At 64.1% G+C, this 14512-nt stretch carries 13 protein-coding genes and 1 tRNA gene; 8 read left to right on the forward strand and 6 right to left on the reverse strand.

Annotated elements, in window-relative coordinates; translation table 11 throughout:
• Positions 1-25: 25 nt before the first annotated feature.
• Complete coding sequence (locus H3Z74_RS19965) at positions 26-415, reverse strand: acyl-CoA thioesterase (protein WP_187761277.1); 390 nt, start codon at positions 413-415, stop codon at positions 26-28.
• 3 nt (positions 416-418) lie between these two features.
• Complete coding sequence (locus H3Z74_RS19970; protein WP_187761278.1) at positions 419-2476, reverse strand: S9 family peptidase; 2058 nt, start codon at positions 2474-2476, stop codon at positions 419-421.
• Between the two features lie 90 nt (positions 2477-2566).
• Between H3Z74_RS19970 and H3Z74_RS19975 the strand changes: the two genes are divergently transcribed.
• From H3Z74_RS19975 to H3Z74_RS19990, 4 genes are all read left to right on the forward strand, one after another.
• On the forward strand, positions 2567-3049 hold the full coding sequence (locus H3Z74_RS19975) for a GFA family protein (RefSeq protein ID WP_229726699.1): 483 nt from the start codon (positions 2567-2569) through the stop codon (positions 3047-3049).
• 79 nt (positions 3050-3128) lie between these two features.
• Entirely contained in the window at positions 3129-3704 is a 576-nt protein-coding gene (locus tag H3Z74_RS19980; protein ID WP_187761279.1) for a glycine-rich domain-containing protein, read from the forward strand.
• A 13-nt stretch (positions 3705-3717) separates the two neighbouring features.
• The gene (locus H3Z74_RS19985; protein WP_187761280.1) at positions 3718-4551 is read left to right on the forward strand and encodes a TIGR04222 domain-containing membrane protein; all 834 of its coding nucleotides are present in this window, start codon (positions 3718-3720) and stop codon (positions 4549-4551) included.
• A gap of 75 nt (positions 4552-4626) precedes the next feature.
• A complete protein-coding gene (locus H3Z74_RS19990) occupies positions 4627-6423 on the forward strand; it encodes an aminopeptidase P family protein (RefSeq protein WP_187761281.1) in 1797 nt (598 codons plus the stop codon).
• Positions 6424-6718: 295 nt separating this feature from the next.
• Here the strand turns inward: H3Z74_RS19990 and H3Z74_RS24675 are convergent, their stop codons facing one another.
• Positions 6719-6850, reverse strand: a complete 132-nt coding sequence (locus H3Z74_RS24675) for a hypothetical protein (protein ID WP_261300310.1) — start codon at positions 6848-6850, stop codon at positions 6719-6721.
• 70 nt (positions 6851-6920) lie between these two features.
• Between H3Z74_RS24675 and H3Z74_RS19995 the strand changes: the two genes are divergently transcribed.
• Positions 6921-6995: transfer RNA gene (locus H3Z74_RS19995), tRNA-Thr, on the forward strand.
• 295 nt (positions 6996-7290) lie between these two features.
• On the forward strand, positions 7291-8244 hold the full coding sequence (locus tag H3Z74_RS20000; RefSeq protein ID WP_187761282.1) for a ketopantoate reductase family protein: 954 nt from the start codon (positions 7291-7293) through the stop codon (positions 8242-8244).
• Between the two features lie 114 nt (positions 8245-8358).
• Here the strand turns inward: H3Z74_RS20000 and H3Z74_RS20005 are convergent, their stop codons facing one another.
• Positions 8359-8904, reverse strand: a complete 546-nt coding sequence (locus tag H3Z74_RS20005; protein ID WP_187761283.1) for a hypothetical protein — start codon at positions 8902-8904, stop codon at positions 8359-8361.
• 283 nt (positions 8905-9187) lie between these two features.
• Here H3Z74_RS20005 and H3Z74_RS20010 point away from each other — a divergent pair, with 283 nt between their 5' ends.
• Both H3Z74_RS20010 and H3Z74_RS20015 read left to right on the forward strand, forming a co-directional pair.
• Positions 9188-11581, forward strand: a complete 2394-nt coding sequence (locus H3Z74_RS20010) for a TonB-dependent receptor plug domain-containing protein (protein WP_187761284.1) — start codon at positions 9188-9190, stop codon at positions 11579-11581.
• A complete protein-coding gene (locus tag H3Z74_RS20015) occupies positions 11581-12861 on the forward strand; it encodes an aminotransferase class V-fold PLP-dependent enzyme (RefSeq protein WP_187761285.1) in 1281 nt (426 codons plus the stop codon). The genes H3Z74_RS20010 and H3Z74_RS20015 overlap by 1 nt, the downstream gene beginning before the upstream one ends.
• 56 nt (positions 12862-12917) lie before the next feature.
• Here H3Z74_RS20015 and H3Z74_RS20020 read toward each other — a convergent pair whose 3' ends face one another.
• The gene (locus H3Z74_RS20020; RefSeq protein ID WP_187761286.1) at positions 12918-13580 is read right to left on the reverse strand and encodes a hypothetical protein; all 663 of its coding nucleotides are present in this window, start codon (positions 13578-13580) and stop codon (positions 12918-12920) included.
• Between the two features lie 23 nt (positions 13581-13603).
• Positions 13604-14110, reverse strand: coding sequence for an RNA polymerase sigma factor (locus H3Z74_RS20025; protein ID WP_187761287.1), 507 nt, complete (start codon positions 14108-14110; stop codon positions 13604-13606).
• Between the last annotated feature and the right edge of the window lie 402 nt (positions 14111-14512).

Raw genomic sequence — 14512 nt, forward strand, 5'->3', positions numbered from 1 at the left:
TTGATCCTCCCCGGAACGGGGAGGATCAAGTGAGGAACGGCGCGGCCAGCTCCGGGCGGACGCGCTGCAGCCGCCCCGTCGCGCGGTCGAGCAGCGCCCAGGTCGACACCGCCTCGACCTTCACCTTGCCGTCAGGCCCGGTGAAGCGAACATGGCGGTCGAAACGCGCGCCACGTGGCGGCTCCGGCACCCAGGTTTCGCCGGTCACCGTTTCCCCGGCGCCGACATTGCCGCGATAGTCGATCTCATGCCGGGTCACGACCCAGATATAGGCCGCCTGCTGTTCGGCCGAAGCAATCGTCGTCCAGTGCGTGACGGCGATGTCCTGGATCCACTTCACCCACACCGCATTGTTGACGTGACCGAGTTCATCGATGTCGTCGGGGGACGCGGTGATGGTGAGGGTGAAGGGCATTGTTCAGGCTTCGACCCCCAATTGCCACAGCACGAACGCATGCTCCTCCGCCGCTTCGCGCAGGCTTTCGAACCGGCCCGACTTGCCGCCATGCCCCGCCCCCATATTGGTCTTGAGCAGTAGCAGATTGTCGTCCGTCTTGGTCGCGCGCAGCTTCGCTGCCCATTTCGCCGGTTCCCAATAGGTCACGCGCGGGTCGTTCAGGCCGCCCGAGATGAACATCGGCGGATAGGCCTGGGCCGTGACCTGATCATAGGGCGAATAGCCCTGGATCAGCTCGAACGCTGCCTTGTCCTCGATCGGGTTACCCCATTCGGGCCATTCGCCCGGGGTCAGCGGCAGATCCGCATCGAGCATGGTGTTGAGCACATCGACGAACGGCACATCGGCGATCACCGCACCCCATAGCTCAGGGTCGGAATTGACCACCGCGCCCATCAGTTCGCCGCCGGCCGAGCGACCAGCGATGGCGATCTTCCCAGCGCTGGTCCAGCCGTCCGCGATCAGGCCCTTCGCGACATCGACGAAATCGTTGAAGGTGTTGGCGCGCTTCTCCAACTTGCCGTCGAGATACCATTGCTGGCCGAGATCGTCACCGCCGCGGATATGCGCGATGGCATAAGCGAAGCCGCGATCGAGCAATGACAATCGACCGGTCGAGAAGCCCGGCGGGATGGCATAGCCGTACGCGCCATAGGCATAGAGGAAGAGCGGCGCCGAGCCGTCGCGCGGAAAGTCCTTGGGATAGACGATCGACACCGGCACCTCGGTGCCGTCGCGCGCGGTGATCCTGAGCCGCTCGGTCGCGTATTTGCTCGCGTCGTAACCGCTCGGGATTTCCTGCACCTTGAGCGTGGTCAGGGTGCCGGTCGCGACGTCATAATCATATTCGGTGCCCGGCGTGACCATCGATTCATAGCCGACGCGCAGCACCTGCATGTCATATTCGGGATTGTTGCCGAGCCCCGCGTCATAGCTCGCCTCGGGAAAGGCGATCCGCTTCGGCAGGCCGCCCTCATAGGAATGGATCTCGATCTGATCGAGGCCGTCTTCACGCCCGTCGACGATGAAGAAGTCGCGGAAGCATTCCACCCCGGTCATGTAGAAATGCCGCGACGGACCGATCAGTTCAGTCCATTCGCCGGGCGCTTCGATGCTTGCGGTGCACAGGCGGAAGTTCGGGTCGGTATCGTTGGTGTGGATGAAGAGCGTGCCGTCATGCTCATCGACATCATATTCGCGCCCCACTTTCCGCGCCGACACCAGCAAGGGCGTGGCGAGCGGTTCGTTGGCGGGCAGCAGATAGACTTCGCTCGTCACATGGTCACCGCTGGCGAGGACGATCCATTTACGCGAGCTGGTCTCCGACACACCGACGCGGAAGCCTTCATCGGCTTCCTTGAACAGCTCCACATCGTCGGCGATCGGCGTGCCGAGCTTGTGATACCGCACATTGTCGGTGCGCCATTGGTCATTGGCGAGACCGTAGAGGAAGCCGGTCGAATCCGAGGTCCAGACGATTTCCGACAACATGCCGGGAATGACATCGGGCAGATGATCGCCGCTGGTCAGGTCCTTGACCCGCACCTCGAACCGCTCCGAGCCATTATCGTCGATCGCATAAGCGAGATAACGCCCATCCTCGCTGACCGAGAAAGCGCCGAGCCGGAAATATTCCTTGCCCTCGGCCAAAGCCGGTTCGTCGAGGATCAACACATCCTCACCGCCCGTCACGGGCTTGCGCCACCATTTGCGATACTGGCCGCCGGTTTCGAACGCGGTCCAGTAAAGCCAGTCGCCATCCTTTTGCGGGACCGACGCATCATCCTCCTTGATGCGCCCCTTCATCTCTTCATAGAGCCGGTCGGTCAGCGCCTTGTGCGGCGCCATCACGTTCTCGAAATAGGCGTTCTCGGCCTCGAGATAGGCGAGCACATCCTTGTCGGTGACCTCCGGGTACCCCGGATCCTTGAGCCAGGCGTAAGGATCTTCGATCGTGACGCCGTGGGTGGTGAAGCTGTGCTGGCGCCGTTCGGCGATGGGAGGCGTTGAGACTGTCATTCCCGCCTCTTAGCGTGATGGCCGGGCTTGTCGAAGCCTGCGATGCGGATTGGGCGATCGCCTGTCGCGGTTGAATCGCACCGGCCCGAGTTGCCCGGCACGGCCAAAGGCATAGAAGTCCATCCTGATTTTCACGATAAGTGGACCGGCCGCATGATCTCCCGCACCGCCAGCTGCCATTGCGGACAACTCGACCTGACATGCGCGGGCGACCCGCGAAAGATTTCCATGTGTCACTGCGTGCAATGCCAACGCCGGACCGGCAGCCTGTTCAGCGTCGCCGTCTTCTATGCCCGCGACCAGGTGACGATCGATACCGGAACGACGCACAGCTTCGAACGCCAGTCCGCCAGTGGGTTTCCGGTTGCATTCCATTTCTGTCCCCAGTGCGGCTCGAACCTGTTCTGGGAGCCGGCGCGGATGCCGCATCTGATCGGGGTTGCCGCCGGCGCGTTTGCCGATCCGGGCTTTCCGCCGCCGGAGCAAGCGGTGTGGATGAAGGAAAGCCATCCCTGGCTCATCCTTCCGGACAGGATCGCGGCCTTCGACACCAATCCGCCGCCTCGCGCCTGACACGCGCGCATGCGAAGCGGGGGTGCGATCGCTGCGGATCACTTGACAAATAACTCATATTGAGTTAGTAGGAATATAGATGAGCGAGACCCCGCGTCTGCCCTCTGCGGTGCTTGACCACCCAGTCTGGTCGAAGCTCTTCCATTACACCATCGGTCCTGAAAACGCCGCGCTATCCTTCGAACAGCGCCTGGCGCGCGAGAACGGCTGGCGCGCCGATTTCACGCGCCGCGTGATCGAAGAATATCACCGCTTCGTCTTTCTCGCGACCGTAGCGGGCCATGAGGTGACGCCGTCCGATGCGGTCGATCAGGCGTGGCACCTGCACCTCACGTACACGCGCGACTATTGGGAGCGCTTCTGCCCGACCGTCATCGGGCGGCCGCTGCATCACGGCCCGACCGCCGGCGGCGCGGACGAGCAGCACCGCTTCTTCGACCAATATGCGGCGACGCTTGCAGCCTATGAACACTGGTTCGGCCAGACACCGCCGGCGGACATCTGGCCCGATGCGCGCCGCCGCTTCTTTCGTGACCCGCTTGCGCGCCGTGTGGATCCCGCCACCGCCTTCATCCTGCCACGCCGCACCACGCTGGTTGTGCTCGGCGCGCTCGCCATCCTTGCACTTTCGATCTTGTGGCTGTCCCTGACGTGAAGGAGAAGACGTGATGTCGCTCGGACCTTTCGACTTGCCCGGACCCGAATTCCTGCTTCTCTATGTGACCCTGCTGTTCCTGGTGATCGCCGCCGGGCGGATCATCCCGCGCTGGCTGAAGCCCGAAGGGCGCGACGGCATGATCCACGATCCGGATCAGCTCGCACTGCTCGGCGGCGGCAAGATGCGCCTCGCCGATACGGTCGTCGCCCGAATGCTGCAGAAGGGGCTCCTCGCGGTCCCCGACAAGCACGGCTTCGCGATCGGCGGTCTGCCCAGCGGACAGAATGCGCTCGAACGCGCGGTGCTCGCACTCCCCTCACCGCTCCACTGGCCGACGCTTGCCACAACCATCGCCGGGAATGCCGCACCGGTCGAACGCGCGTTGATCGATCGCGGGCTGCTGATGGACCAGGCGACAATGCTCCAGATGCGTTTCTGGCAGACCCTGCCCTATCTGATGCTGCTCGTCTTTGGCGCGACCAAATGGGAAGTGGGCACATTGCGCGACAAGCCGGTCGGTTTCCTGACGATCCTGCTGGTGATCACCGCGGTGCTCGCGGTGGTCCGCTGGGTCCGCATCGACCGGCTGACCCGGGGCGGTCGCGCCGTGCTCAGGCGCGCGCGCGACCAGGCCGATCGTCTGCGCCGCGCGCCGCTGCCGCAGGAAACCGATCTTGCGGTCGCGCTGTTCGGGACGACGGTGCTGGTCGGGTCGAGCTGGTCGGGCTTTCACACCATGCGCAGCCAGCCGGGCAGTGATGGCGGGTCGAGCGGCGGTGGCGGTGATGGCGGTGGCGGGAGCGGCTGTGGCGGCGGTGGGTGCGGCGGCTGCGGCGGCGGCTGAACCGGGACCAGTCGCCAAGCCGCATCGGGCGGTTTAAGGGTGTTCCATCAACAACATCTCGCCCGGATCTCCCCCATGTCCAGCTATGCCGATCGCCTTTCCGCCCTTCGCGAACAATTGAAGCGCGACCGTCTCGACGGCTTCGTCGTGCCGCTGACCGATGAGCATATGTCCGAATATGTCGGCGCCTATGCGCAGCGGCTTGCCTGGCTGACGGGGTTCCAGGGGTCGGCGGGCAGCGCCGTCGTCCTGCCCGAACAGGCGGCGATCTTCACCGACGGGCGCTATACGCTGCAGGTGCGCCAGCAGGTCGATGGCGATCATTGGCAGTTCGTGTCGGTGCCGGCGACCAGCGTCGCCGGCTGGCTCGGCGAGCATGCCGCCAAGGGCGGGCGGATCGGTTACGATCCGTGGCTGCACACCAGCGCCTGGGTGGCCGAGGCGAAGAAAGCGCTGGCTGCGCGTGGCGCGGAGCTGGTCGCGGTCGATACCAACCCGATCGACGCGGTATGGCCCGACCGGCCCGCGCCATCGGACGCGCGGCTGGTGGTGCAGAACGACGCCCAGGCCGGCGCGTCGTCCGCGGCCAAGCGCGCGGAGATCGCCGACTGGCTGGCCGAGCGCAAGGCCGATGCCGTGGTGCTGACCGCGCTCGATTCGATCGCCTGGACGCTCAATGTGCGGGGCCAGGACGTTGCGCATACCCCGGTCGCGCTCGCCTATGCGATCGTCGATGCCGACGGCACCGCCGACCTGTTCGTCGCGTCGGACAAGATCGACGAGACGGTGCGCCAGCATCTCGGCAATGCGATTCGCGTACAGGATCGTGCAGCCTTTCCGGCAGCGCTCGGCAGCTATGCCGGCAAGCGCATCGCCGCCGATCCGGAACGCGCGGTCGCGGCAATCTTCGACCGGCTCGAACTGGGCGGCGCCAAGGTGCTGGCATTGCGCGATCCAGTGGTGCTGGCCAAGGCGATGAAGAATCCGGTCGAGATTGCCGGTCACCGCGCCGCATCGGCGCGCGACGGCGCGGCGCTGGCGCGGTTCCTGCGCTGGGTCGAAGCCGAAGCGCCCAAAGGCGGGCAGACCGAGCTGAGCTGCGTCGCCAAGCTGCAGGAATTCCGCGAAGCGACCGGCGTGCTCAAGGACACATCGTTCGACACCATCTCCGCCACCGGCGAGCACGGCGCGAGCCCGCATTATCATTCGACGCCCGAGTCGAACGTACCGCTTGAACCGGGCCAGCTCTATCTGGTCGATTCGGGCGGGCAATATGCCGACGGCACCACCGATGTGACGCGCGTGCTGCCGATCGGCCAGCCGACAGACGAGATGCGCGACCGCTTCACTCGCGTGCTCAAGGGCCATATCGGCCTTGCCACCGCGATCTTCCCGCCCGGCACCAATGGCGGCCAGCTCGACGGGTTCGCGCGGCGGCCATTGTGGGAAGCGGGGCTCGATTATGCGCATGGCACCGGCCATGGCGTCGGCGCCTATCTGTCGGTCCATGAAGGCCCGCAGCGCATCGCCCAGCCCAATTATCCCGGCGGCGGCCCGAGCGAGCCCTTGCGTGCCGGAATGATCATCTCGAACGAGCCCGGCTATTACAAGGCCGGCGAATACGGCATCCGGATCGAGAATCTGATCCTGGTCGAGGAACGCGAGATCGCCGGCGGCGATGCGCCGATGCTCGGGTTCGAGACATTGACCTTCTGCCCGATCGAACGCTCGCTGATCGTGCCTGAAATGCTCACCTCGGCCGAGCGCGGCTGGCTCAATGCCTATCATGCCAAGGTGCTCGAAATTCTCGGGCCCCAGATGAGCGGCGATGAGCTGGAGTGGCTTGAGGAGAAATGTGCGCCGATCGGCTAGGTCGCCAGGCCCGCGCCCCCGAGTCGCACCTATCGACCGCTGTTATTTTCCGAATAAAAAAAGCTACCCCTGTTAAGTTGGATTTTCGGCGGAAATCTTTGCTGCTTCGCCAGTAACTTACGCCTTCCCACCCCTGTTATGAAGAACAGGGGTGGGAACAGCGCGGAACAGGGGTCGCGCCGCCCGGAACAGCGGTCGGGACGCTGATTTTTTTCAAGATGAGAAAGAGCGCGAGCGAAAAACCCGCAGGCATTCCGTCCGGCCCTACCCTGTCATGAACCACAGGCGTGTTGAATCAGGCGTCGGGGTCGCTCTTTTCCTCACGCGGCGCCGGCGCCTCCACACCCCGCGCCTGAGCCTTGCGCCGCTTCAGATTCTCGCGCAGCGCCGCCGCCAATCGGGCGGCCTTTTCGTCCTTATCACTCATATCGACGCCTTCGCCTTGACAATCCTGCCGCCCTCGTCTCTTAGGCGCGCTCCGCTCGCAAGAGCGGAATGCTGCCGTAGCTCAGTGGTAGAGCGCATCCTTGGTAAGGCTGAGGTCGTGAGTTCAATCCTCACCGGCAGCACCATTTTTCAATGACTTCGCGTAATTTTGCCTTCGGGCGATCAATTCACGAAGGCTCGGCATAGGACGAGCCGAGTCATCTTGATACCCCGCATAGGACAGGTTCGCTTCGCAAGCCCTGGATCGGCGCGTCGATTCCAGCGCGATCAATTTACATCGCATCTGCTCAGCAGGCGAACAATCTCAATGCTTTTTCGGCCCATTAGGCGGCGGCGATCGATCCAAGGCCAAATGCGGTCGAAGCAGGCGCCCGATCTCGATACAGCGTCTACCGCACCCCGGTTCCCGAGGAGATCAACATGAAGATACTTGTGGTCGGCGCTGGCGCGGTCGGGGCGGTTTACGGTTGGCATCTGCACCGTGCGGGGCACGAGGTGCATTTCTTCGTCAAAGCGAAATTCGCCGATACAGTATCCGCAGGCTTCACCTTGCACTGGCTCGGCCACCGCGCCACGCAGCGCCAGGACTGGAACGGGGTGCGGGTCGTCACCGATACCGCTGCGGTGGCACGCGAGCGCTGGGATCAGGTGTGGCTCACCATGTCTTCCGATGCACTGCGCGGTGAGCTCGCCGCACAATTGCTCGCGGCGGTCGGTACGGCCACATTGGTGTGCCTCCAGCCGGACCTGGAGGATGCCGATTATGTGCGTGGGCGCGTCGGTGCGCCGGAACAGGTGGTCCAGGGCCTCATCACCCTGATCAGCTATCAGTCGCCGCTGCCGGGCATGGATGGCCCGGATGGCATCGCCTATTATCTGCCGCCACTGGCCCGGACGCCATTTTCCGGATCGCTGCAGCGCGTGGCCGATGTGGTCGAGGCGCTGAAGGCAGGCGGTATGTCTGCCAGCGCGGTAGCGAACGTCGCGACCGTGGCAGCCGGTCCAACCGCGCTCATGCAGCCGCTGATCGCCGCGCTGGAGGTCAACCAGTGGCGCCTGGCCACGCTGCCGGCGAGCGACGCGCTGCGCATGGGCCTGGCCGCGGCACGCGAAGCGCTGGCCGTGGCGCAGCGGACGACCGGGGCGCGAACCGGCCGGTTCCGTCCGCTGCTCCGGCCCTGGATCTGGCGGCTGCTCCTGCCGCTGGCCGTACGCCTGCTCCCGCTGCCACTGGAGCGCTACCTGCATTACCATTTCTCAAAGGTCGGCGCGCAGACGCGACTGATGCTGGCAACCTATATTCGCCTCGGCCGTCAGCATGGTCAGGACACGCAGGCGTTGCAGAACCTTCGGAAGGCGATGCCGGCGCTCTGACCGCGACATCGATCCAGGTCCGCGACTTTAACCCCCGCATCGTGGCAATGATGTCGGCAGGGCCGGCCGGAAAACCGTAGCGATACCGTCTTCGGCAATCCTTTTCCGGCCTGTTCACCACAACGCCGAGAGCGGGTACAGCGCGATCAGCCAGATCAGGCACGCCATGACGATGCGCCGCTTCCCGATCGAGATCGCAATCAGCATGACCGGGAAGAATGACCAGGTCGTCACGATCGTACGCAAATCGAAGCGGGGCATGCCAAGGAACGCGATCGTCGTTGCCATCAAGGCCGTGTTACAGAGCAATACGCCGATCAGCACCTTGCGGCTGTGCATGTCGAAATGGCTGTCGAGATCGCTCCATTCCTCCGGATCGTTCGGAAAGATCAGCGATGCCGAGACATAATATATCCCGGTCACGACAAAGCCGCCGAACAACACCGGCCAGCGCAGCGGCAGCAGATCGCGCAGTGTCCAGCCGTACATCCAGAAGGTGACGACATCGCACGACACGAATATGCCCAGCAGTGCAGTGGCATAGCCGATACGGACCTTGTGGCTTGCCTTGATCGATCGGGACAGTCCGCCCAGCCCTTCCGCAAGCGCAAGGCCCAGCAGCAATCCGAACAGCGAAAAGATAAACTCGAATCCGCTCATGCCCCGCTCCCCCTTTTACGCTTCATCTTCGCCACGTTTCGCCCGCCCCATAACAGGCGCCTTACCAAAGCGGGCGAGAGTTTGAACCTGTTCGAAAAGATCCGCTTGCGGAATCGCAATGGCGGCAAGTCATTGGCAACGGCGGGGCATCGGCAAGGCTGGGGCATCGGCAAATGTTCGCATCATGTAACAAAACTGCACCCCAAACGTCACGGCCCTGAACAATAGCGTCCCTAACAGCCGCCTCGACCTGGCCATCCATCCGGCCAGGCGGGAGGGTTTCATGAAGTTCACGACCGGGAGCGCGATCATCGCGCTGCAATTCGCCTGCGCGCCTGCCTTTGCCCAGACGCAAGCCCAATCCGGGCCAGTGTCCCTGTCGGAAACGGCGACCGATGCGCCGGAGCCGGGTGGCGATATCGTCGTGACGGGCACGCGCGACCGGTCGCGGACCCAGTTCGACACGATGGCGCCGGTCGATGTGCTGTCCGCCGCGGCGGTGCGGTCGAGCGTCTCGGACGACCTGTCCGACACGATGGCGCAGCTGCTGCCCTCATTCAACGTCCAGCGCCTGCCCGCCGCCGACGGCCAGGCATTTGTGCGCCCGGCGACGCTGCGCGGGCTTTCGCCGGATCAGACGCTCGTGCTGATCAACGGCAAGCGCTATCATCGTTCGGCGCTGCTCGGCACGCGCGGCGCGCAGGCATCCGACCTGGCCGGTATCCCGTCACTGGCGATCAAGCGGATCGAAGTGCTGCGCGACGGCGCGTCGGCGCAATATGGTTCCGATGCGATCGCCGGGGTGATCAACATCATCCTTGACGACAGCGAAGGCATGGATGCGTTCGGCCAGTTCTCGCAATATTATCGCGGCGACGGGAAGAAATACCAGGCCGGGGCGCGCGGCGGCATCGCGCTCGGCGATCGCGGCGCGCTGGTCTTCACGGGCGAATATAGCCATGGCGAGGCGACCTCGCGCACGCGGCAACGGCCCGACGCGATCGCATTTCAGAACGCCAATCCGAACCTGAAGGTCCCGAACCCGGTGCAGCGCTGGGGCCGGCCGGACGAAGAGCGGATCCGCGGCGCGATCGACGCGCATTACGACCTGTCGGAAGCCGCGACGCTCTATGCCTTCGGCACCGTGCAGCAGGGCGAGGGCGTGACCGATTTCAACTGGCGCAATCCGGCCGGCACCGGCAGCGTGTTCAATCCCAGCACCGCCTTTCCCGGCTTTTCCTTCCTCACGCTGTATCCGACCGGTTTCACGCCGCGCCTGGGCACGACGTTCAGCGATTATCAGACCAATGGCGGCGTGCGCGGCGCGATCGGCGATCGCTTCACCTATGATGTCAGCGCGGCCGCCGGCCGCAGCCGGATCGAGTATACGCTGGGCGAGACGCTCAATGCCTCGCTCGGGCCACTCAGCCCGACCAGCTTCTATCTCGGCCGCCTGGAACAGCGCGAATTCAACCTGAATGCCGATTTCGTCTATCGCCTGCCGGTCGGCACCAGCGAGCCGGTCAATATCGCATTCGGCGCCGAGCGCCGGGTCGAGACCTATCAGGTTTCCGCCGGCGATCCCGCTTCCTATGCGGTCGGCCCGGGTGCCGCGACCGGCCTTGCCCCCAATTCGAACGGCTTTCCCGGTTTCAGCCCGCTCGCCGCCGGCACGTTCGACCAGACCAGCTATGCCGGCTATCTCGATCTCGAATGGAAACCGGTCGAAATGCTGACGCTCGGCGCGGCCGGCCGGTACGAGAATTTCTCCGCCTTCGGCGATACGTTCAATTACAAGCTGTCGGCGCGGGTCGAGCCGGTCAAGGGAATCGCAGCGCGCGCGACCTATTCGACCGGCTTTCGTGCCCCGACGCCGGCGCAGCTCAACACGTCACAGACCACACAGGGCCTCGACACGGTAACATTGCAGATCTTCAATCAGGGCCGCCTGTCGCCCACCGATCCGCTGGCGGCCGGGCTTGGCGCGAAGCCGCTGACACCGGAAACGTCGCGTACCTTGACCGCAGGCCTGACTTTCCAGAGCGGCTTTGGCCTGAGCGGCAGCATCGATCTGTACCAGATCAATGTCGATGATCGCTTCAGCCAGTCGGCAGGCGTGCCGCCGCCAGGGGGCGTGCCCAATCCACAACGTTTCACCTCGATCAGCTTCTTCACCAATGATTTCGACACCCGGACGCGCGGCGTGGATGCGGTGCTGTCCTATGCGCATCCGGTCGGTCCGGGGCGGGCAAGCCTGAGTCTGGCGTACAATTACAATCAGACCAAGGTGACCCGCGGCGCATTCGCCACCAACAACACTCAGCGCCGCATCTTCGAGGAGCGTCTGCCCAAGCATAATGCCACGGCGACGATCGGCTATGATATCGGCCCGGTCGCATTGCTCGCACGCGGACGTTATTATGGCGCCTGGACCGACGTGACCGGCAATACGACCGGCGACCTGTTCCAGCGTTTCGGCTCGATCGCCTTGTTCGACCTGTCGGCGCGCTATGCCGTGAACGAGCATGTCTCGGTGCGGGTGGGGGCGGAGAATCTGTTCAACACCTATCCCGACGAAGCGACCAACCAGGCGGTGCGTGGCCTGATCTATTCGCGCAACGCGCCCTACGATACCGATGGCGGGCAATATTATGTCCGGCTTGGGGTGACCTTTTGATGGCGGAAGGTTTTCCGATCGACCGGCGCGCATTGCTGGCGGGTGCAATGGCACTGCCCGTCACGGCGCGCGCCGCGGCGGCGCTACCGAGTGCTTCGGCCCCCGGGCTTGCAGGCGATGACGATGCCTTCTGGCGTGGCATCGCGGCACAATATGACGTGACGCGCGAAGTCATCCAGCTCGAGAACGGCAATTGGGGCATGATGGCCCGGCCCGTGCTGCGCGCGTATGAACAGGCGGTCGAGCGGGTCAATCGCGACACCAGCTTCTATGCCAGGCGCGGCATGGTGCGCGACGTGATCGCCGCGCGCGACAGGCTGGCCGCGACGCTGGGCGTGCCCGCCGACGAGCTCGCCTTCACCCGCAACGCGACCGAGGCGCTGCGCACATTGATCCTTGGCTATAACCGGCTCAGGGCGGGCGAGACGGTGCTGTATGCCGATCTCGATTATGACAGCATGCAGGCGTGCATGGACAGCCTGGCCAAACGGCAGGGCGCCGCTGTGGTGCGGATCGCGCTGCCCGAGCCGGCCACGCGCCAGTCGATCATCGACGCCTATGCCGCGGCGATCGCGGCCAATCCGCGGCTCAGGCTGATCCTGCTGACTCATCTCAGCCACCGCACCGGGCTGGTCGTACCGGTGCGCGAGATCGCGGCGATGGCGCGGGCGCGCGGGATCGATACGATCGTCGACGCAGCGCACAGCTGGGGTCAGCTCGATTTCGCGCTGGCCGATCTCGATTGCGATTTTATCGGGCTGAACTGCCACAAATGGCTCGGCGCACCGCTTGGCGTCGGCGCGATCCATATTCGCAAGGGAGCATTGGCGGCGATCGATCGCGATCCGGCCAATGATGCGTCCGATCGCGATACGGTGCAGGCGCGCGTCCATACCGGCACGGTGGATTTCGCCGCGCAGCTGACCATGCCCGATGCGATCGCCTTTCAGCAGGGGATTGGCGCCAAACGCCGCGCCGACCGGCTGAGTGCGCTGCGCAACCGCTGGGTCGCGCATGCGCGGCAGATCCCCGGGATCGAGATACTGACGCCCGACGACCCCGCACTGCATGGCGGGATCACCGCATTCCGGATCGCGGGCAAGACGAGCGCTGCGGACAATATCGCGTTGGCCGCGAGGTTGCTTGAGCGGCATCGCATCTTCACCGTGCACCGTGTCGGGCCGGCCAAGGGTGCCTGTGTTCGCGTGACGCCTGCCCTGTTCAACAGCATGGCGGACATGGATGCACTCGCCAGCGCCCTGCAAGGGCTGAGCAGGTAGCGCGGGTTCAATCATTCCGCGCACCCGCCGATGGATATTGGGCTCGCCCGAGCAGGTCAATCACGCTCGAATTGAGTGATCTCGTCGAGCTGTGCCTGTGCGCGTTTCAGATGCTCGCCGGCAAAGGCATTCTCGAATCCGCGCACAATGTGCTGCCGGCCGGTGAATCGCGCCCAGCGATACACCAGCCAGGTCGCCGCCATGCCAGCGAGGCCCGTGATCGTCAGCGTCCATAGAAAGCCGGAAGCGAAGAACGCGATATCGACGCCGGTCAGCAGGCGCAGCACGACGATCATCAACGGCACCCACAACACCCACCAGGGCATGCCGATGACGATTCCGGCCCAGAGCTGGGCCCGCCGCAGCTGTGCGAGCCGTTTCTGGATCGCGACGACGGGTTCGGCATAGTCGATCCGGGCAACCAGCACCTTGATGACGACCCCGGCAGCGATCGACAGCAAGCCATAGACATGGAGAATGACGCCGCTGGCAAAGGCGCCGCCGGGATGGCGCAGCTCGCCATGCCATGCCGCCACGCCGAGCAGGCAGAACAGCGCGCCGGAGACAATCAGCCAGGTCTGACTTCGCGCCAGCGGCGTCAACGTATCGCGCAGCGTGTTGCGGGCCTCGCGCCGCACCATCTGCATCTGCAGCGCGGCCTGGCGTTCGAGCCGCGCATCGAGCTGGTTCAGCGCCAGTTTGAGATCGTGCAGTTCCATTCATCTTGTCCCTTGAAAGCGGATCAGACCAGCTGGTCGCGAAGACGTTGCTTCAGCCGCCCGATCTTGGTGCCGACATTGCTTTCGCTGATGCCCAGAATATCCGCGATTTCGCAGTGGCTGCGGTCGTCGAGATAGAGCAGCAGCACGGCCCGGTTGAGGTTATCCAGATCGGCGATCAGCCGATCCAGCGTGGCGAGCAGCTGGTTCGATTCATGATCGACGGCTTCCCCGGCGATCTGCCCGTGCCCCTCGTCAAGCGGCATGAAATGCTTCGCACCGCGATAGACGCCGCGCACATGCGAGATCGCGACATTGAGTGCGACACGGTACATCCAGGTCGAGAAGGAGCGCTTCGCATCATAACGCGGCCAGGCCTGCCAGAGCTGAGCCATGATCTCCTGCGCCAGATCCGCGCGATCCTCCGCGTTGCGGCAATAGGTGATCGCAACCTTGCGGATGATCCCCGCATGGCGATCGACGAGCACCGTAAATTCGGTGCCGTCATCATCTTTGTCGGTCGTCGCCATCCGGTTCGCCATCTCATCCCGCTGTCAGGACCGTGGTTCGCCCGGACACGGAGAATATCACACCATATTTTCGGGCGACCATAAGCTGAAGCGATTGCCGGCGGCCGCGACACGACCTTTCGCTGTCGGGACCATCAGGAGCAACTTTAGCTCCTGGCAACAATCGGCCAAGTTATCGCGCCGTTTCTTACAAAAATTCGTGACACTGTCATAGCACCGAAACGGCGCAGTCTTGCGCGCCATTGGCTCGCGCCAAGGTCAAGGTGGGGTTAACGGTCATATCTGCCGCCGAAATGGAGATGATCGCGGGGCAATAGCCAAAATGGTCCCAATTTTCCTGCCCAGCTACTCGACATCATCCGGCGTTGGGAGGACAAGTTCAGCATCGCACCGAAACGCGTG

Origin of the sequence: Sphingomonas alpina (assembly GCF_014490665.1) — a bacterium.
GTDB lineage: Bacteria > Pseudomonadota > Alphaproteobacteria > Sphingomonadales > Sphingomonadaceae > Sphingomonas > Sphingomonas alpina.

What these genes read in the sequence shown, in the direction of transcription:
- H3Z74_RS20015 (WP_187761285.1), top strand. Translation starts at nt 11,581, where the DNA reads ATGGCGGAAGGTTTTCCGATCGACCGGCGCGCATTGCTGGCGGGTGCA.
- H3Z74_RS20000 (WP_187761282.1), top strand. Translation starts at nt 7,291, where the DNA reads ATGAAGATACTTGTGGTCGGCGCTGGCGCGGTCGGGGCGGTTTACGGT.
- H3Z74_RS19980 (WP_187761279.1), top strand. Translation starts at nt 3,129, where the DNA reads ATGAGCGAGACCCCGCGTCTGCCCTCTGCGGTGCTTGACCACCCAGTC.
- H3Z74_RS19990 (WP_187761281.1), top strand. Translation starts at nt 4,627, where the DNA reads ATGTCCAGCTATGCCGATCGCCTTTCCGCCCTTCGCGAACAATTGAAG.
- H3Z74_RS20020 (WP_187761286.1), bottom strand. Translation starts at nt 13,580, where the DNA reads ATGGAACTGCACGATCTCAAACTGGCGCTGAACCAGCTCGATGCGCGG.
- H3Z74_RS20005 (WP_187761283.1), bottom strand. Translation starts at nt 8,904, where the DNA reads ATGAGCGGATTCGAGTTTATCTTTTCGCTGTTCGGATTGCTGCTGGGC.
- H3Z74_RS19970 (WP_187761278.1), bottom strand. Translation starts at nt 2,476, where the DNA reads ATGACAGTCTCAACGCCTCCCATCGCCGAACGGCGCCAGCACAGCTTC.
- H3Z74_RS19965 (WP_187761277.1), bottom strand. Translation starts at nt 415, where the DNA reads ATGCCCTTCACCCTCACCATCACCGCGTCCCCCGACGACATCGATGAA.
- H3Z74_RS19985 (WP_187761280.1), top strand. Translation starts at nt 3,718, where the DNA reads ATGTCGCTCGGACCTTTCGACTTGCCCGGACCCGAATTCCTGCTTCTC.
- H3Z74_RS20010 (WP_187761284.1), top strand. Translation starts at nt 9,188, where the DNA reads ATGAAGTTCACGACCGGGAGCGCGATCATCGCGCTGCAATTCGCCTGC.
- H3Z74_RS20025 (WP_187761287.1), bottom strand. Translation starts at nt 14,110, where the DNA reads ATGGCGACGACCGACAAAGATGATGACGGCACCGAATTTACGGTGCTC.
- H3Z74_RS24675 (WP_261300310.1), bottom strand. Translation starts at nt 6,850, where the DNA reads ATGAGTGATAAGGACGAAAAGGCCGCCCGATTGGCGGCGGCGCTGCGC.